The sequence below is a fragment of the Streptomyces sp. NPDC051136 genome (assembly GCF_044455745.1).
In the GTDB taxonomy this organism is placed as follows: domain Bacteria; phylum Actinomycetota; class Actinomycetes; order Streptomycetales; family Streptomycetaceae; genus Streptomyces.
Genome location: NZ_JBITFE010000013.1, coordinates 168,771 through 186,282, shown reverse-complemented (window position 1 = coordinate 186,282; position 17,512 = coordinate 168,771). Strand labels below are relative to the sequence as shown.

Annotated in this window: 14 protein-coding genes; 7 read left to right on the top strand and 7 right to left on the bottom strand. The window is 70.6% G+C overall.

The window, feature by feature from the left end:
* Window positions 1-36 precede the first annotated feature (36 nt).
* The 6 genes from hisD to ACIBCJ_RS32135 all read left to right on the top strand — a co-directional run bounded on the left by hisD (window position 37) and on the right by ACIBCJ_RS32135 (window position 6,420).
* Entirely contained in the window at window positions 37-1,347 is a 1,311-nt protein-coding gene (gene hisD / locus ACIBCJ_RS32160; RefSeq protein WP_362103373.1) for a histidinol dehydrogenase, read from the top strand.
* Window positions 1,344-2,117, top strand: coding sequence for an SDR family oxidoreductase (locus ACIBCJ_RS32155; protein ID WP_362103372.1), 774 nt, complete (start codon window positions 1,344-1,346; stop codon window positions 2,115-2,117). The genes hisD and ACIBCJ_RS32155 overlap by 4 nt, the downstream gene beginning before the upstream one ends.
* Window positions 2,114-2,944 carry an aldolase/citrate lyase family protein gene (locus tag ACIBCJ_RS32150; RefSeq protein WP_365981220.1) on the top strand — a complete coding sequence of 277 codons (831 nt, stop codon included), beginning with the start codon at window positions 2,114-2,116 and terminating at the stop codon, window positions 2,942-2,944. The genes ACIBCJ_RS32155 and ACIBCJ_RS32150 overlap by 4 nt, the downstream gene beginning before the upstream one ends.
* A gap of 82 nt (window positions 2,945-3,026) precedes the next feature.
* A complete protein-coding gene (locus ACIBCJ_RS32145) occupies window positions 3,027-4,373 on the top strand; it encodes an MFS transporter (RefSeq protein ID WP_365981221.1) in 1,347 nt (448 codons plus the stop codon).
* 80 nt (window positions 4,374-4,453) lie between these two features.
* A complete protein-coding gene (locus tag ACIBCJ_RS32140) occupies window positions 4,454-5,452 on the top strand; it encodes an ester cyclase (RefSeq protein ID WP_365981222.1) in 999 nt (332 codons plus the stop codon).
* Window positions 5,453-5,685: 233 nt separating this feature from the next.
* Window positions 5,686-6,420 (top strand): hypothetical protein, encoded by a 735-nt coding sequence (locus tag ACIBCJ_RS32135; RefSeq protein WP_365981223.1) that lies wholly within the window; start codon window positions 5,686-5,688, stop codon window positions 6,418-6,420.
* Window positions 6,421-6,430: 10 nt separating this feature from the next.
* Here the strand turns inward: ACIBCJ_RS32135 and ACIBCJ_RS32130 are convergent, their stop codons facing one another.
* The 7 genes from ACIBCJ_RS32130 to ACIBCJ_RS32100 form a co-directional block, all read right to left on the bottom strand.
* Window positions 6,431-9,124 carry a SpoIIE family protein phosphatase gene (locus ACIBCJ_RS32130; protein WP_365981224.1) on the bottom strand — a complete coding sequence of 898 codons (2,694 nt, stop codon included), beginning with the start codon at window positions 9,122-9,124 and terminating at the stop codon, window positions 6,431-6,433.
* Window positions 9,125-9,450: 326 nt separating this feature from the next.
* Window positions 9,451-10,083 (bottom strand): LysE family transporter, encoded by a 633-nt coding sequence (locus ACIBCJ_RS32125; protein WP_365981225.1) that lies wholly within the window; start codon window positions 10,081-10,083, stop codon window positions 9,451-9,453.
* A 207-nt stretch (window positions 10,084-10,290) separates the two neighbouring features.
* On the bottom strand, window positions 10,291-10,632 hold the full coding sequence (locus ACIBCJ_RS32120) for a hypothetical protein (RefSeq protein WP_365981226.1): 342 nt from the start codon (window positions 10,630-10,632) through the stop codon (window positions 10,291-10,293).
* A gap of 221 nt (window positions 10,633-10,853) precedes the next feature.
* The gene (locus ACIBCJ_RS32115) at window positions 10,854-11,150 is read right to left on the bottom strand and encodes a hypothetical protein (protein WP_362103364.1); all 297 of its coding nucleotides are present in this window, start codon (window positions 11,148-11,150) and stop codon (window positions 10,854-10,856) included.
* A 94-nt stretch (window positions 11,151-11,244) separates the two neighbouring features.
* Window positions 11,245-12,141 carry an arginase family protein gene (locus ACIBCJ_RS32110; protein WP_365981227.1) on the bottom strand — a complete coding sequence of 299 codons (897 nt, stop codon included), beginning with the start codon at window positions 12,139-12,141 and terminating at the stop codon, window positions 11,245-11,247.
* Between the two features lie 136 nt (window positions 12,142-12,277).
* Complete coding sequence (locus ACIBCJ_RS32105; RefSeq protein WP_365981228.1) at window positions 12,278-13,906, bottom strand: cytochrome bc complex cytochrome b subunit; 1,629 nt, start codon at window positions 13,904-13,906, stop codon at window positions 12,278-12,280.
* 11 nt (window positions 13,907-13,917) lie between these two features.
* A complete protein-coding gene (locus ACIBCJ_RS32100; protein WP_362509293.1) occupies window positions 13,918-14,166 on the bottom strand; it encodes a hypothetical protein in 249 nt (82 codons plus the stop codon).
* A 445-nt stretch (window positions 14,167-14,611) separates the two neighbouring features.
* On the opposite strand from ACIBCJ_RS32100, the gene ACIBCJ_RS32095 reads away from it, so the two are divergent.
* The gene (locus ACIBCJ_RS32095; RefSeq protein WP_365981229.1) at window positions 14,612-17,494 is read left to right on the top strand and encodes a PQQ-dependent sugar dehydrogenase; all 2,883 of its coding nucleotides are present in this window, start codon (window positions 14,612-14,614) and stop codon (window positions 17,492-17,494) included.
* Window positions 17,495-17,512: the final 18 nt, after the last annotated feature.

The following is a 17,512-nucleotide window of genomic DNA, read 5'->3' as shown; positions in this document are numbered from 1 at the left end:
CCCCTCCACCGCCCCTCCCCGACAGGAAGAGCCACCATGCCCCGACATCTGAAGTCCGCCGTTCCCGCCGGTCAGGTCCGCGCCGCACGCGCCGACGTCGCCGAGCGCGTCGCAGCGATCCTCGACGACATCCGCGAGCGCGGTGACGACGCCGTCCGCCAGTACTCGGAGAAGTTCGACGACTGGAGCCCCGAGTCCTTCCGGCTGTCGCAGGACGACGTCGCGCGGATCGTCTCCGGCGTACCCGGAACGGTCCTGGACGACATCCGCTTCGTGCAGCAGCAGGTACGGACGTTCGCCCAGGCACAGCGCGACTCGATGACCGACATCGAGATCGAGACGCTGCCCGGCGTGCGTCTCGGTCACCGCCACGTGCCGGTCTCCGGCGCGGGCGCGTACGTGCCCGGCGGCCGCTACCCGCTGACCGCCTCGGCGCACATGACCATCGTGACGGCGAAGGTGGCCGGGGTCTCCCGAGTGGCCGCCTGCACCCCGCCGATCCGGGGCGAGATCCCGGCCGCGACCGTCGCCGCGATGCATCTCGCGGGGGCCGACGAGATCTACCTGCTGGGCGGGGTGCAGGCCGTCGCGGCGCTCGCCGTCGGCACGGAGACCATCGGCCGGGTGCCGATGATCGCGGGTCCGGGCAACGCCTACGTCGCCGAGGCCAAGCGGCAGCTGTTCGGCGAGGTCGGTATCGACCTGTTCGCCGGTCCCACCGAGATCCTGGTCGTCGCCGACGAGCACGCCGACCCGTTCGTGGTGGCCGTGGACCTGCTGTCGCAGGCCGAGCACGGACCGGACTCCCCCGCCGTCCTCGTCACCACCTCCGAGCAGCTGGGCCGCGAGGTCGAGCGGCACGTCGAACGCCTCCTGCCCGGCATGCCCACCAAGGACTTCGCCGGCCCGGCCTGGCGCGACCACGGTGAGATCGTGGTCGCGGACTCGCTCGACGAGGCGTTCGCCGTCGCCGACTCTTACGCCAGCGAGCACGTGGAGGTCCTGACCGAGAACCCGCGACGGGCGCTGGACCGGATGCACGACTACGGAGCGCTGTTCCTCGGTGAGGGCACGTGCGTGTCCTACGGCGACAAGGTCATCGGCACCAACCACGTGCTGCCCACCCGCGGCGCCGCCAGGTACACGGGCGGTCTGTGGGTCGGCAAGTACCTCAAGACGGTGACGTACCAGGAGGTCACCGACACGTCCTCCTCCGCACTGCTCGGTGAGGTGTGCGGGCGCGCCGCGCGCGTCGAGCTCTTCGAGGGCCACGCCCGCTCGGGCGACGTGCGCGCGGCCAAGTACGCCGGTGCCGCGCTGCCGTGGAACGAGGAGGCCGGCGCGTGACGGGCGTGACGCCCCCGCTCGCCGGGCGCACCGCACTGGTGAGCGGGGGCGGTAACGGCCTGGGCAGTGCCATCGCCCGGTCCCTGCTGTCCGACGGTGCCCGCGTGGTGATCACGGGCCGCACCGAGCACACCCTGAAGGAGACGGCCGCGCGCCTCGGCCCCCGCGCCGACTACCGGGTCTGCGACGTCTCCAGGCCCGGTGACGTGGAGGCGCTCGCCGACGGGCTCGCGGACGAGGAGATCTCCGTCCTGGTCAACAACGCGGGGATCGCCGGGCCCGTCGCTCCGCTGACGGACATCACGCCCGAGGAGTGGGACGAGGTCTTCGCCGTGAACGTGCGCGGCATGTTCCTCATGTGCCGCGCCTTCCTGCCCCCGATGACCCGGCGCGGGTCCGGTGACGTCGTCAACGTCGCCTCCGTGTCCGGCAAGCGGCCTCTGCTGCGGCGCACGCCCTACTGCGCCTCGAAGATGGCCGTCATCGGGCTCACGACGACACTCGCCGGTGAGGTCGGGCCGCTCGGGGTGACGGTCAACTCCCTGTCGCCCGGCCCGGTCTCGGGTCCGCGCATGGAGCGGAACTTCCGTCTGGAGGCGGAGCGCACCGGCAGTAGCCGGGCCGAGGCGGAGGCCGCGTTCGTGTCACGGGCGGCACTCGGCCGGATGGTCACCGAGGAGGAGGTCGGCTCCGCCGTGACCGCGATGCTGCGGATGCCGGGACTGTGCGGGGCGGACATCGACCTCTCCGCCGGAATGGTGGCCCGATGACGGCCTCCGCACCCCGCCGCCCCTCGCTCAAGCGGCGGCTCGCGTCCGGGGAGCGGCTCTACGGCGCCCTGCTGCGGCTGCCCTCGGAGACGCTCGTGGAGATGGCGGGGGTCGCGGGGCTCGACTACGTGGTCCTGGACTGCGAGCACGGGCCGGCCGACATGACGGCGCTCCAGCACCATCTGACGGCCGCGGCGGCCCAGGGCGTCGAGGTCCTGGTGCGCGTGGGCACGGCGGAACCGGCTCTTGCCCTGCGCTGCCTGGACCTGGGGGCGGCGGGCGTCATCCATCCCCATGTCGACTGCGCGGAGGACGCCCGGCGGGCCGTGTCGGCGGACCACTATCCGCCGCTGGGGCAGCGCGGTTTCGCGACGTACAGCAGAGCGGGCCGGTTCGGCACCGTGACGGCGCGGGAGCATCTGACGGCGGGCGAGGACACCCTGGTCGTGGTGATGATCGAGACGGAGCGCGCCTGTGCCGCGGCCGGGGAGATCACCGCGACGCGGGGGGTGGACGCCGTGCTGGTGGGGCCGTCCGACCTCGCCGCCGACTGCGGTTTTCCCGGACGGGACGTCATCGACGGACTCACCGAGGACGCCCACCGGGCCGCGCGCGCGGCGGGGCGGGCCGTGATGACCATCGTGCCGTCGACGGCGGCGGCGCGAGAGGCCGAGGAAGCGGGCGCCCAGCTGGTCCTCTTCAACATGGCGGCCGTCCTCATGGACACCTTCCGCTCGCTCGCGCCACCGAGGACCGGTCGCCGGACCGCGGAACCCTCCGCTCCGGCACCCCGCACACCCCTTGACGCCACCCCGGACGCTCCTTAACGTTCACCGCAACCCCCTGATTCATACGTATGCACATCCGTCCCAGCCGCTCACCCCATTCGTCCGCGCGATCGGAGAAGCCATGTCCGCCGCAGCGCCACCCACCGCCGCCGTCTCTGTCCCCGAGGACGCCGCGCAGAAGCGGAGGGCGATACGCCGCGCCATCGGCGCGGGAAGTATCGGTAACTTCGTAGAACAGTTCGACTACGGCCTCTACGGCTACATGGCTCCCATCATGGCCTCGTCGTTCTTCCCCGCGAGCGACGAGGGCGTCGCGGTCATCAGCACCTACGCGATCGTCGCCGTCGCCTGCCTGTTCCGTCCCCTGGGCGGAACGCTGGTGGGCCGCTGGGGCGACCGGGTCGGCCGCAAGAAGGCCCTGCTCTACACCATCGTCTGCATGGGAGTGACGACCGCGCTGATCGGGGTCCTGCCCACCTATCAGGCGGTCGGTGCCCTCGCACCGCTGCTCCTCCTGCTGCTGCGCGTGGTGCAGGGCATGGTCTCGGGCGGGGAGTACGTCGGCGCGGTGGCGTTCGTGGTGGAGTGGGCGGAGCCGAAGCGCCGCGCCTACTACACCTCGTACGCCTCCAACAGCTGCTTCGTCGGCATCCTCGCGGGGGCCGGTACGGCCGCGCTGACCAGCTGGGTCTTCCAGGGGCCGAACCTGGAGTCGTGGGGCTGGCGCATCCCGTTCGTCCTGGCCCTGCCGCTGAGCCTGGTCGGGATGTGGCTGCGCCGGCACATCGGCGAGACACCGGAGTTCGTGCGGGCGACCGAGGACGGCGCCGACGTGGTGAAGGCGCCGATCCGGGAGGCGCTGCGCTCCCAGTGGCGACCGATCCTCGTCTTCTGCGGCATCTCCATCACGCTGGCGATCCTGTCCTACACCTGGGTCACGTTCTATCCGGAGTACCTGAGCGGCACGCTGGGCCTGCCCCGCTGGATGGGCCTGGCCTCCAACGCGATCTCCATCGCGGTGCTGATCCCGATGCTGCCGCTGGCCGGCATCCTCTCCGACCGCATCGGACGCAAGCCCATGCTGATCGCGGGTGCCGTGGCCTGTCTCGTCCTGGTCCCGCTGGCCTTCAAGGTCGGTGAGGCGGGCACGTTCGGCGCGGCCGTCGCGAGCCAGCTCATCTACGTCGTCCCGGAGTTCTTCCTCACCGGCATCGTCACGGTCTGCGCGGCCGAACTCTTCGCCACGCGAACGCGGTTCAGCGCGAGCGCCATCGCCTACAACAGCTCGTTCTCCGTCTTCATGGGCATCACGCCGTTCGTGGCGGCCCTTCTCGTGAACACCTTCGGCACCATCTACGCCGTGTGGGCCTACCTCGCCGTCGGCGCACTGCTGGCGCTGGTCGTCGTCACCTTCTTCATGAAGGAGACCTACCGGAGCCGGCTGGGGGACGACAAGTTCGCCCGCTGACCGGTCCTTCCACATACGTATACCGAGCACCTCCGCCACCGGGCCAGCCCGGTACCCGCACCTCCACAGAAAGAAGCACCATGTCCCTCGATCCCATTGCCTACCAGCCCTACGCCGACCCGGACGACTTCATCCGCGAGGTCACCGACCGCATCTGGGTCTCCCGCGACATCGACCACATCGTCGAGAACTACGAGCCGGACTCCATCGTCCACACCAGCCTGGGTACGGTCGTCGGACGCGACGGCGTGATCGAGGGCAGCACGATGCGCATGGCATCGGTGCCCGGTCACGTCGGTCAGGCCGAGGACGTCGTGTGGGAGGCGCGCGGCGACGACGCGTTCCTCAGCTCGCACCTGGTCTTCTCGGCCGACGAGCACCTGGTCGGCGGCCGCCTGGTGCCCGTCCGCAAGCGGACCGTCGCCAACTGCCTCTACCGGCGTGGCCGGATGGTCGAGGAGTGGGTCGTCCGGGACGACCTCGCGGACTGCCTTCAGCTGGGCCTCGACCCGGACGAAGTGGCCCGCGGGCTGCGCTTCCAGGGGTACACCGGGTCGATGACCGAGGCCGCGCCCAAGGAGGTGCTCCTGACCGGTGACAGCGGTGAGCGCCCCGACCAGTTCCGTCCCGAGTGCGAGATGGTGATGGAGTTCGTCGAGGACGTGTGGTCGCGGCGGCGCCTGAACAAGGTCCGCGACTACATGGACCGGGACCTGTTCCTGCACACGATCGGCGACCGCACCGTCATCCGGCCCGAGCGCTACCAGGCCGACCTGCTGGCGATGGTCGGCCCCTTCCCGGACGCCCGGTTCACCGTCCGGGACATCCAGGCCAACTACAACGAGCGGTACGCGGGACTGCGGGTCGCCGTCCTGTGGACCATGAACGGCACCTACCGGGGCACTCCCGCCTTCGGCGCTCTGACCGGGCAGCCGGTGACCGTGCTCGGTGTCTCACAGTTCCTGATCCAGAACGGGCGCATCGTCCGGGAGTACCGCGTGTACGACGAGATCTCGCTGCGCGCCCAGATCAACGCGGCCCGCGGAGACGGCCCGGAGGTCGACGCCAACATCTACTGAGCCGCATCGACCGGGGCTCGCGGTCTTCCACGGCCGCCCCCGAGGCCGGCGACGACGTGCGGCGTGTGGACCGGGACCGTCCTCCCGGCCCACGGCCGCGAGGACGCAACGACCTCGCCCCATGCCCTCGGACGTGCCCGCCGGGGCGTTGACCGGGCGTCGTTTCGACGGATCGGGGCCGCATGGTGCAGTGTGCGCCTCTGACCACTCCGACTCAGGGAGCGCCACTTCCGATGACCGCACACTCCGCCCGCGTCGCCCCTTCGGGCCAGGATGCTCCGCCATTCAAGCCCTCTCTCGTCAAAGCGGTGTTCAGGGACGTGACGTCCTTGCACGTCTCGCGGTCAGCGGCGTGGGCCGCCGGGTCGGTGACGCGGACGGTGCTGACGGAGATCGTCCGGGGCGCGCAGGGAGCGGCCGCGGCGGAGGCCCGAAGGAAGCTGACACCCGGGGATCTCCTGGCGGCGATCTACCGGAACGTCGAGGTCGAGGTGGGATCCACCTGGTACAGCCACAGCCCGACGTTCCGTGGCCTCACCGGTGTCGTCACCGACGCGAACGGTGTCGTCGTGCCTTCGCCCAAGCGCAGCAGGACGCGCAGACCGAGTGCCGTGGTCGGCGCCCACAGGTTCGAGCCCGGGACCAAGAAGCTGCTGCGGAGCCTGGGGGCGACGGCCGTCCCGGCGATGGTCCGCGACCTGGACGGCATCGCGAGCGTGTTCCTGACGGATCTGGCCCGGAGCGCGGCCATGGTCGTCAGGGAGGGCGGTGTCAGACGTTTCGGTGAGGTCACGCTGGGAGTGCCCGAAGAAGCCGCTCCTCGCCCGTTCCCCAAGGATTCCCTGCCGGTCCTGTCCACCCGCACGGGGGACCGTCGGACCATCGGAGGGGACGACGTCCTGGCCGCCACCACGATCCAGTTGTTCGGCGGCATCCGGCAGCGGGCCCTCACCGAGGCACGTTCGTGAAGCGCGCGACTCACAAGGCGGTCAAGGAGGTTCCCTGCCCGTCGTCGCCCTGCGCGAGTGACTGTTCGGTCCAGATGACCTTGCCGTCTTCCGTGTAGCGCACTCCCCACCGGTCGGCGAGCTGGGCCACGAGGAACAGGCCTCGCCCGCCCTCGTCGAAATCGGCCGCCTGGACCACGCGCGGCGCGGTGCTGCTCGCGTCGCGCACTTCGCAGATCAGGACCTGCTGCCGAAGGAGCCGCACGGTGATCGGCGGCGCGCCGTACCGTACGGCGTTCGTGATGAGTTCACTGAGGATGAGTTCCGTGGTGAATCCGATGTCGAGTCCCCACCTCTCCAGTTGGCGCATGCACTGCGCCCGGACCGAACCGACTTCCGCGAAGTCGGCGGGCACGTCCCACTGGGCGATGTCCTCGGTCGGAAAACGGCGGGCGCCCGCGACGAGCAGGGCGACGTCGTCGTGCGATCTGGTGGGCACCATGGCCTCGACGACGGTGCGGCAGGTGCTCTCACAGTCCGGTCCCGTGCCGGCGAGTACCGACCGCAGCAACTCGAGCCCGTCGTCGATGCTCCTGCCCGGACCGTCCACCAGACCGTCGGTGTAGAGAACGAGGCGGCTTCCCGGCGGCATGCCGATCTCGGTGGTCTGGAACGGAACGCTCCCCAGGCCCAGGGGCAGATTGGCCGGCACGTCGACGAACTCGACCGAGCCGTCGGGCAGCACCAACGCCGGCGGGGGGTGTCCGGCACCGGCGAGGACGCAGCGGCCGCTGGTGGGATCGTAGACCGCGTACACGAGGGTCGCGCCTGTGACGGTGTTGTCCTCGCCGCCTGCCTGATGTGCGGTGTCCAGACGCGTGACGAGCTGGTCCAGGTGGGACAGGAGGTCTTCCGGGGGCAGGTCGAGGGCCGAGAAGTTGAGAACCGCGGTGCGCAGCCTGCCCATGGTGGCGGCGGCCTGCAGTCCGTGTCCGACCACGTCGCCCACCACCAGGGCGACCCGGGCGCCGGACAGGGGGATCACGTCGAACCAGTCACCGCCGACGCCCGATCGGGCCGGCAGGTAGCGGTGGGCCACCTCCACGGCGTCCTGTGGGGGCAGGTCCCGTGGCAGCAGGCTGCGCTGGAGGGACACCGCGGTGGCGTGCTCGCGTGTGTAGCGGCGCGCGTTGTCGATGCACACCGCCGCGCGGGCCGTCAGCTCCTCCGCGGGCGATACGTCGTCCGTCCGGAACGGAGGCTGGCTGCCGCGCCAGAACATGACGAGCCCCAGCACCACGCCCCGGGCGCGCAGCGGCACCGTGAGCAGCGAGTGGAAGCCGAGCCCGAGAACCTGCCGCGCGCCTTCCGGGTCCGGCGCCCGCCAGTCCTGCGCCTGTGCCAGATCCGGTACCAGGACGGCGTCCTCACCGTCGATCGTCCGGTGCTGAAGCGCGACCGGACCGTACTCCAGCCTGCTGCCCGCCCCGTGGAAGGGCCAGGATCCGGCCGCTCCGCGTACGGCTGCGCGCCGCACCGACGACGCGACGCCCGGTACGGGTTCGTCTCCGCGGAGCACCGCGTCGAAGAGGTCGACGGTGACGACGTCGGCGAACTGCGGGACCGCGAGGTTCGCGAGCTCCTCGGCGGTACGCGTCACGTCGAGGGTGCTGCCGATCTCCGCGCTCGCCCGGTACAGCAGTTCCAGGCGTTCGTGTGCGACTTCCGCCCGCCCCGCCAGGGCGCGGAGTTCGGTGGTGTCACGCAGCGTGGCGACGCCGCCGGCCGGGCCCTGTCCGCCGCGGCCGGTCCGCCGCACGTTGACGGCGAGCAGGCGGCCGCCCACCGGCTGAACGGCGTCGTCCACCCTCCGGTCGGAGGTCAGGAGCCGCACCATCGAGGGAGGCAGGCCGAGGTCGCGCAGTGACCGGCGCTCCGCGTCCGCGGGCAGCCGCAGCAGTCTTCGCGCCTCGTCATTGACCAGCGACAGCCGGCCGTCCGCGCCGATGACTACGACTCCTTCGCGGGCCGCGTGCAGCACCGCGTCATGGTGCTCGTACATGCGCGTCACCTCGGTCGGTCCGAGCCCGTGTGTCTGCCGGCGCAACCGCCGGCTCACCAGCCACGCCGCGCACGTGGCCAACGCCAGTGAGCCCGCGGCACCGGCTGCCAGCAAAGGGAGTTGCCGGTTGAAGGTGCTGCTCACCGTGCTGATCTCCAGCCCGGCCGTCACGATGCCCACGACCCGCTCGTCCGCGTCGGTGACCGGCACGACCGCACGAACGGCGTCCGTGGGCGCTCCCCTGAACAGTTCGGTGTAGGACTCGCCGACGAGCGCCCGGCTGAAGTCTCCGGTCGATCGCTTGCCGATCAGATCGGGGCGGACGTCGGTAAGCCGGACGGCGTCCCGGTTCAGGACGGCGACGAAGTCCACGCCCGAGGCCCGCCGGGCTTCCTCGGCCAGGGGCTGCAGCGCAGCGGTCGGGTCCGCGTCCTTCAGAGCCGCTGCGACGCCGGGAGAACTGGCGAAGCCCGCCGCGACCGCGAGCGCTTGGTGTCGCGCCCCGCGCACCGTCTGACTCCGCGTTTCGTACACGAGGGTGGCGTCGCTCAGCGCGGCCAGGAGCAGCATGACCAGCAACTGCAGAACGAAGACCTGCGCCGCGACGCTCTGCGGCCACGGTTTCCGCAGCGTCGCCGACACACCGCTCATTCCCTTGTGCATTCACCCGTTTTATCACCATTGGGTACGTCATCGGCTGTTGCCGCACACCTCGCCGCTCCGCCCCGCAGCGGGCGACCCGAACGCCCTCGGGAGCATCCTCGAACGAGAAGTACCGACGGACCGTGGCACACAGGGGGGAGACCGGCGGGCCGGTGGCTGCTACGGCCCGCTCTGCAGGCGGTCGTGAACGACTGAATCGGCGCCCGCTCGCCACGCACGGCCCCGCCGCACCACCCACCGATGCAGTCGACTCATCGACCGGACGGCATCGATCCGCCGCGTGAGGCACCATCGGCCGGGCGCAGCCGACCGCGCCGAAGCCGTGGTCACGCCCCGGAGACCAGCAGGTGGACGGCGAAGCCGGTGATGACGACGCTGGACACCAGGGAGGTGAGCAGGCGACCCGGCGAGCCCGTCAGCGTGCGGCCCAGCAGCGTGCCACCGCCGGCGAGGAGCAACTGCCAACTGGCGGACGCCGCGAAGGCCGCCAGGACGAACACTCCCGCGCCCCAGTGCCCGTACACGCCTCCCCCCTGGCCGGCCAGCACGAACGCCGCGAAGTAGAGCACGGTGATCGGATTCGTCATCGTGATGCCCAGGAGTCTCAGGTATGCCCGGGCGGGACTCGGAGCGTCGGGATCAGCCCCCGCGTCGACCCGCCGCCTGCGGTGGTGGGCGAGGGCCGTCACGGCGCTCCGGCAGGCGAGAACAAGGAGGACCACGGCCGAGGCCCAGTGCAGAGGCCGCGTGATCGACTGAAGCACGGGGGCCAGCGCCGCACCTCCGATCACGGAGATCAGCGCGTACAGACCGTCGGCGGTCGCCACACCCAGAGCGGCACCGGCACCGACCCTCCACGACGTCCGTGCCGAGAGGGCCACGAGATACGCCGCGACCGCTCCGACGGGCATGGCGATGCCGTAGCCGGCCAGGAGCCCCGCGACCAGGGCCGCGCTCACGCGCGGGGCGGAATCGACCTCCGCGGCCGGCCGCGCTGCTGTCGGCCCCGGCCCGCGGCGGCGGAGCTGGGCATCGGCAGCGAATGAGCGGTCGTCGTGGTCATGAGCAGATACTCGTCGGCTCCCGCCGGTCCTGGCAACTCGATTACCGGGCCTGCGCGCTCGCGTGTCGCGGCTGGTCCGCCGGGCCCGGCGAGCGTCGGCAGGTCATCGTGGACGGCCGTCGTCCTCGGCGGGGAACGCCTCGTACACGGCGTCGGCGTGCACGGCGTCCCATTGGCTGATCAGCAGGCGCTCCACCCCGCCGTCGCGCCGGCGCAGTTCGACCTCCTGTCCCCTGTCGAACTCGATCCGCACCCGCGGATTCCGGCAGACCGCCTCGGCCTCGCCGCGCATCATCTCGAACCAGACCCCACGTACGGCGTACCTGAGATCGTTGCCCCGGTGGCGCAGTACGCGCAGGCGCCGGTCGGTCAGCAGAAGCGAGGCGCGCCGCGGAAGCATGCCCCACAGCGCGCGCCCGTACGTCACCGCGCAACCGGCCGTCATCCGCTCCCCCTCGGGAACCCACCGGGACAAACGCTCACGGTCCACCGACCACTTGGCCGCTTCCCTCACCTTTCATCACCGTCCCCCTCCGCTGCCGCACCGCATCGTTGTGCCCGCCGTGCCGATGACGGCCACGTCGACGGCGAAGACAGGCGTCGTCGGTTTCCCACACCACCCGGATACCCCCCGTACGGGCCGGCAAGGTGGAAGGAGACGAGTCCTCAGGCGGGGGCGTGACGGTGAGCGCTCGACAGCTTGCTCGGGGCGGCGTGGTGCACGGGACGGCCGGTCGCGGGGACCGCGAGACGCCGCAGGGAAAGGCTCGCGGTCACCGCGAGGACCAGGAAGACGGCCAGCAGGAGGACCGACACCCACATCTGCCGGCTTCCCGGCTCCTGCCAGCCGGTCCAGGCCGCGGATCCGCCCCACAGCAGGATGCCGGCGGCGTAGAAGGAACGGACCCGGCGCAACTGCCGCGCGGCCCGCAGGAACAGGATGCCTTCGGTCTTCGGTGCCATGCGCCACCGTGTACCCCGTTGCGCGCCGCCTATCAGGGTGGTTCACCGGGCACGAGCCCGGTCCTCGAATCCACGCACAAGGCCGCAACGGCAGTCACCCGACGGCGAGGGCGTCGACCACCAGGTCGGCGAGGAGGGCCCCGGCCGTGCCGTCCGGGTCGAGGTCGGGGTCGTAGATGGTGACGTTGAGGCCCACGCAGCGCTCGGAGGCGAGGAGGGTGGTGAGCAGGGGGCGGACCTCGTCCGGCAGCAGGCCGTCCGGGTCGGGGCTGTCCACGGCCGGCATGACGGACGGGTCCAGGACGTCGGCGTCGAGGTGCACCCAGAAGCCGTCGAGGCCACCGCCGCCCAGCGCGTCCAGTGCGTCCTCGGCCTGCGCGCGCCCGCCTCGCCGCCGGATCTCCCCGACCGTGCGGACGGACATCCCGGCGGCGATGAGCTCCGCGCACTCGTCGTCGCCGTCGCGGATGCCGAACAGATGCACGTCGCCCTCGCGCAGATAGGGCCTCAGCCCTTCCAGGTCGGTGAGGTCACGCTGGCCCCGTCCGGTGGCGAGCGCCAGTTCCTCGCCGGCGGCCGCGCCGACGCTCGGGGCGTTGCCCGGGTGGCGGAAGTCCGCCGAGGCGTCCACGGCGGCCATGCCGTACCGCCCGATGCGCCGCAGCGCCAGCGACGCCCCGAGCTGGATGGAGCAGTCCCCGCCGAGAAGAACCGGGAACCGCCCCGCGCGGACGTGCCGTTCGACGCGGTCGGCGAGCTTGCGGGTGTACCCGGCGAGGGCGGCGGCGTTGAACACTCCGTCGCCCTCGCGCCAGTCGCCCCGGTCGTAGCGGGGCGGCACCACGACCCCGCCCTCCTCGGCGCCGAGGCGCCGCAGCAAGCCCTGTTCACGCAGGGCGCCGGCGAGCTTGTAGCAACCGGGGACCACCCCGGGGGCGGGCGGGCGCAGACCCAGGTTGGACGGGGCGTCGATGAGCACGATCTTCTTCATCGGGTCATCCTGAGCGCTCGGACTCCGTCTGGCCAGCCCCGAGAACCGGCCGGGAGCACCACCGCTTTCCGGACCGCGGGCACGGCACGTTCCCCTCTCCGACGCACCTTCCGGTCCCGCCGTGACGCCGGCGCCGTCAGCGCTCCTCCGCGCTGCTCTCGATCTCGTGCAGGTCGTCGCCGGCCGGCTTGGGAATCCGGCCGCGCTCCCCGTACATGGCCTGCGACAGTGCGACACGGGCGCTCGCGAGGAGACCGCCGTCGCGTGCCGTGGGATCCTCGCCGTGCCCGGGCGTGTCGAGGGGCGCGTACTGCTCGTGGGCCGTGAGGGTGTAGCGCTGCGCCGGAGTCAGAGGCTCGTGCGCCTCCACGAACTCGCCGTGGGGCAGCCGCTTGATGATGCCCGTCTCCCGGCCGTGCAGGACCTTCTCCCTGTCGCGCCTCTGCAGACCCAGGCAGACGCGTTTCGTGACGAGGAACGCGACGACGGGAGCCACGAAGAACCCGACACGGACGCACCAGGTGATCGCGTTCACGGACAGGTGCAGGTGCGTGGCCCACAGGTCGTTTCCGCCCGCCAGCAGCAGGATCAGATAGCAGGTCAGCCAGGCCACCCCGAAGGCCGTGCGGGTCGGAGCGTTACGTGGCCGCTCTGCGACATGGTGCTCACCCCTGTCGCCGGTCACCCACGCCTCGACGAACGGATAGACGGCGATGACCAGGAGGACCAGCGGGAAGACCATCAGCGGGATGAACACGCCCAGGACGAGGGTGTGCCCCCAGAGGGTGACCTCCCAGCCCGGCATCACGCGGATCAGTCCCTCGGCGAACCCCATGTACCAGTCGGGCTGGGCGTTGGTGGAGACCTGGTCGGGCCGGTAGGGACCCAGTGTCCAGATGGGATTGATCGTGGCGATCGCCGCAAGGGCGGAGATCACGCCGAAGACCAGGAAGAAGAACCCGCCCGCCTTGGCGATGTAGACGGGCAGAAAAGGCATGCCTACGACATTTCTGTTGTTCCGTCCCGCACCGGCGAACTGTGTGTGCTTGTGATGGAAGACCAGGATTAGATGGGTCGCCACCAGGGCCACCATGATGCCGGGCAGCAGCAGGACATGGACCGAGTAGAACCTGCCGATGAGGTCGTTCCCCGGAAACTCGCCACCGAACAGGAACATGGACAGGTAGGTTCCGACGACCGGAACCGAAAGGGTCGCCCCTTCCACGAACCGGACCCCGGTGCCCGACAGGAGATCGTCGGGCAGTGAGTAGCCGGTGAAGCCGGTGAACATGCCCAGGGCGAACAGCAGGGATCCGAAAACCCAGTTGACCTCACGCGGCTTCCTGAAAGCACCGGTGAAGAACACTCGCATCATGTGCACCAGCATCGCGGCGAGGAACACCAGTGCCGCCCAGTGGTGGATCTGCCGGATCAGCAGGCCGCCGCGCACGTCGAAACTGATGTCGACGGTCGAGGCGTAGGCCTCCGACATCCGCACGCCCTGCAACGGTACGTAACTGCCGTGGTACGTCACCTCGTTCATGCTCGGGTGGAAGAACATGGTCAGGTAGACGCCGGTCAGGATGATGACGACGAAGCTGTAGAGCGCCACCTCGCCCAGCATGAAGGACCAGTGGTCCGGGAAGATCTTGCGCATGTTGGCCCGGGCCAGGGTGTACAGACCCGTTCTGCCGTCCGCCCAGTCCGCCAGCCGCTCCCCCCGGGGAGCACGTTCGACGCGCGCCGTTCCGTCCGCGGTGTTCATCGGGCCTCTCCTCACCATGCCGGCCGGAATGTGAGAGCGAAGACCATGACGGCCGTGCACATGGCGAACATGCCGTTGTCTTCCAGGAACAGACCGTCCAGGTGATCCAGATGGAGAGCCATGTAGAGGACGGCGTACGCCTGCAAAGTGGCGGCGGGCACCGCCAGCAGCGGCCAGTGCCAGATCACACCGCCACGCGCGGCGGCGGGAGCGCCCTGTTGCAGGCCGGGAAGGAGCCACCAGCGCCTGCCCGGGCTCACCGGTGCCCTCCCGTGAACTCGCTCGGACGCCCCGCTCCGCCTTCGCCCCTCGCGCAGCGCGCCGGATCGGCGGTGCGGCGCGGACGCGCTTGTGATCTCTCTCGGTGCAGCACGGCTCACCCCTCAGGTCGGTTGCCTGCGCACCAGACGCCCGGACGGATGCCTCGTGTGACATCGGAGCCGGTGAATCGGCCCTGTTGTGATCTTCTTCACGCTGGATCACGGATCCGGGAGAGTCTGCCGTCCCGGCACTTTGTCCCAGACAAGGAAAAAGGTGCCGGTTCCCCGCGCGGAAGGGGTTACGACCTTCGACGAAGGCCGCTAGCTTCCTTGAGGTGTACCGGTCATGTCCGCATGGCCGGTGATGTCACGGCGCGACGGCGCGCGCCCGTACTCCCCCGGCAGGACCCACCGTCCTGCCCAACCCCACTCCTGGGAGACATCTGTGCGCACGAGACCGTTAGGACCCAGTCCGTCGAGACCACGACGGATCCGCTCCCTGATGCTGGCCGCGGTGTGTGCCGTCGGCTGCTTCCTGCCGACGGCACCGGCCCATGCCGCGGAACCGGCCGACGCCCCGCCGCTGGCGGCCGCGGCACCCGAGGACTTCCAGCAGGTCACTCTGGCCAAGGGCGTGGCAGAGACCGGTGAGCCGATGACCCTGGCGGTGCTGCCCGACCGTTCGGTGCTGCACACCTCGCGGGACGGCACCCTGAGGATCACCGACGCGGCGGGCACCACCAAGGTCGCCGGGAAGCTGGACGTCTACAGTCACGACGAGGAGGGCCTCCAAGGCGTCGCGGCGGACCCCGGCTTCTCGTCCAACCGGTACGTCTACCTCTACCACGCCCCGAAACTCTCCACGCCGGGGGGCGACGCGCCCTCCGACGGGGCGGCGTCGGACTTCACCCCGTTCGACGGCGTCAACCGGCTCTCCCGGTTCGTGCTGAGGACCGACGGCACCCTGGACCTCGGCAGTGAGAAGAAGATCCTCGACGTCCCCGCCTCGCGCGGCATCTGCTGCCATGTCGGCGGCGACATCGACTTCGACGCGGCCGGCAACCTGTACCTGTCGACCGGTGACGACTCCAATCCGTTCGCGTCGGACGGCTACACGCCGATCGACGAACGTGCCTCGCGCAACCCGGCCTACGACGCCCAGCGTTCGGCCGGGAACACCAACGACCTGCGCGGCAAGGTGCTGCGGATCAAGGTCGGCGCGGACGGGTCGTACTCCGTCCCGAGCGGCAACCTCTTCGCGCCGGGCACGGCCAGGACCCGCCCCGAGATCTACGCCATGGGCTTTCGCAATCCGTTCCGGATGAGCGTCGACAAGGCGACCGGCATCGTCTACGTCGGTGACTACGGTCCGGACGCCGGTACCGCGAGCCCCTCGCGCGGGCCGGCCGGTCAGGTCGAGTTCAACCGCATCACCAAGGCGGGCAACTTCGGCTGGCCGTACTGCACGGGCAAGAACGACGCCTACACGGACTACGACTTCGCCGCCGGTGCCTCCGGTGCGAAGTTCAACTGCTCCGCACCGAAGAACACCTCGCCCCGCAACACGGGTCTGACCGACCTGCCCCCCGTGCAGCCCGCCTGGATCCCCTACGACGGCGCCTCCGTACCGGAGTTCGGCAGCGGCTCGGAGTCCCCGATGGGCGGTCCGGTCTACCGCTACGACGCCTCCTCCACGTCCGAGGTGAAGTTCCCGCAGGAGTTCGACGGCGACTTCTTCGCCGGTGAGTTCGGACGCCGCTGGATCAAGCGCATCGAGGCCGGCGGCGACGGCACCGTGCAGTCCGTCAACGCCTTCCCCTGGGGCGGCACCCAAGTGATGGACATGGCCTTCGGCCCGGACGGCGCGCTGTACGTACTGGACTACGGCACCGGTTACTTCAACGGTGACGAGAACTCCGCCTTGTACCGCATCGAGCACGTCACCGGCGGCCACGCACCGGTCGCCCGGGCAGCCGCGAACGTGACCTCGGGCAAGGCACCGCTCGCGGTGTCGTTCTCCGCCGCGGGCAGTTCGGACGCCGACGGCGACGCTCTCGGCCACGCCTGGGACTTCGGTGACGGAAGCAGTTCCACCCAGGCCGATCCGTCGCACACCTACACCACCGACGGTCAGTACACGGCGACGCTCACGGTGACCGACTCCACGGGCAAGTCCGGCTCGGCCTCCGTGCTCGTCACGGTCGGAAACACCGCGCCCCGGGTCACCCTGGACCTGCCGGCCGACGGCCGGATCCACGACTTCGGCGACGCGATCCCCTTCAAGGTGACCGTGTCCGACCCCGAGGACGGAAGCGTCGACTGCTCCAAGGTCAAGGTCACCTTCATCATCGGCCACGACAGCCACGGCCACCCGCAGACCTCGGCCACCGGCTGCTCCGGCACCCTGCAGACCCTGGCCGACGGCGAACACGACCCGAACGCCAACATCTTCGGCGTGCTCGACGCCGAGTACACCGACCGGGGCGCGAACGGCCAGCCGGCGCTCACCACCCACGACCAGCACATCGTCCAGCCCTCCCACCGGCAGGGCGAGCACTACGGTGACTCCTCCGGCGTCCAGGTCATCGCCCACTCCCCCGCGCACGGCGGCAAGACGGTCGGCGACATCGAGAACGGCGACTGGATCTCGTTCTCGCCGTACGCACTGGACAACGCCACCGCCTTCACCGCGCGCGTGTCGTCCGCCGGCAGCGGCGGCACCATCGAGGTACGGGCGGGCTCCCCGAGCGGCACCCTGCTGGGCACCGCGACCGTCCCGGTGACCGGCGGCTGGGAGACGTTCCAGGACGTCACCACCTCCCTCGGCAACCAGCCGGGCGGCTCGACCACCCTGTACCTGGTGTTCAAGGGCGGCAGCGGAGCGCTCTTCGACGTGGACGAGTTCTCCTTCACCACGTCCGGCGGCGGTACCCCGGGGCAGCGTTCCGGTGCCGTCAAGGGCGTCAACGGCAAGTGCCTGGACGTCGACGGCGCACAGACCGCCGACGGCACCAGGATCCAACTCTGGACCTGCAACAACACCAGCGCCCAGACCTGGACCACCACAGGCACCGGCACCGGCGCCCTCAAGGCCCTCGGCAAATGCCTGGACATCTCCGGCGGCGCCACTGCCGACGGAACCAAGATCCAACTCTGGACCTGCAACGGCACCGGCGCACAGACCTGGAACCCCCAGCCCGACGGCACCCTCCGCAACCCCCAGTCCGGCAAATGCCTCGACGCGTCCGGCGGCACCTGGAACGACGGCACCCCCGTCCACCTCTGGACCTGCCACACCGGACCCAACCAGAAATGGACCCTGCCCTAGCCGAAGGAGGCGACACCC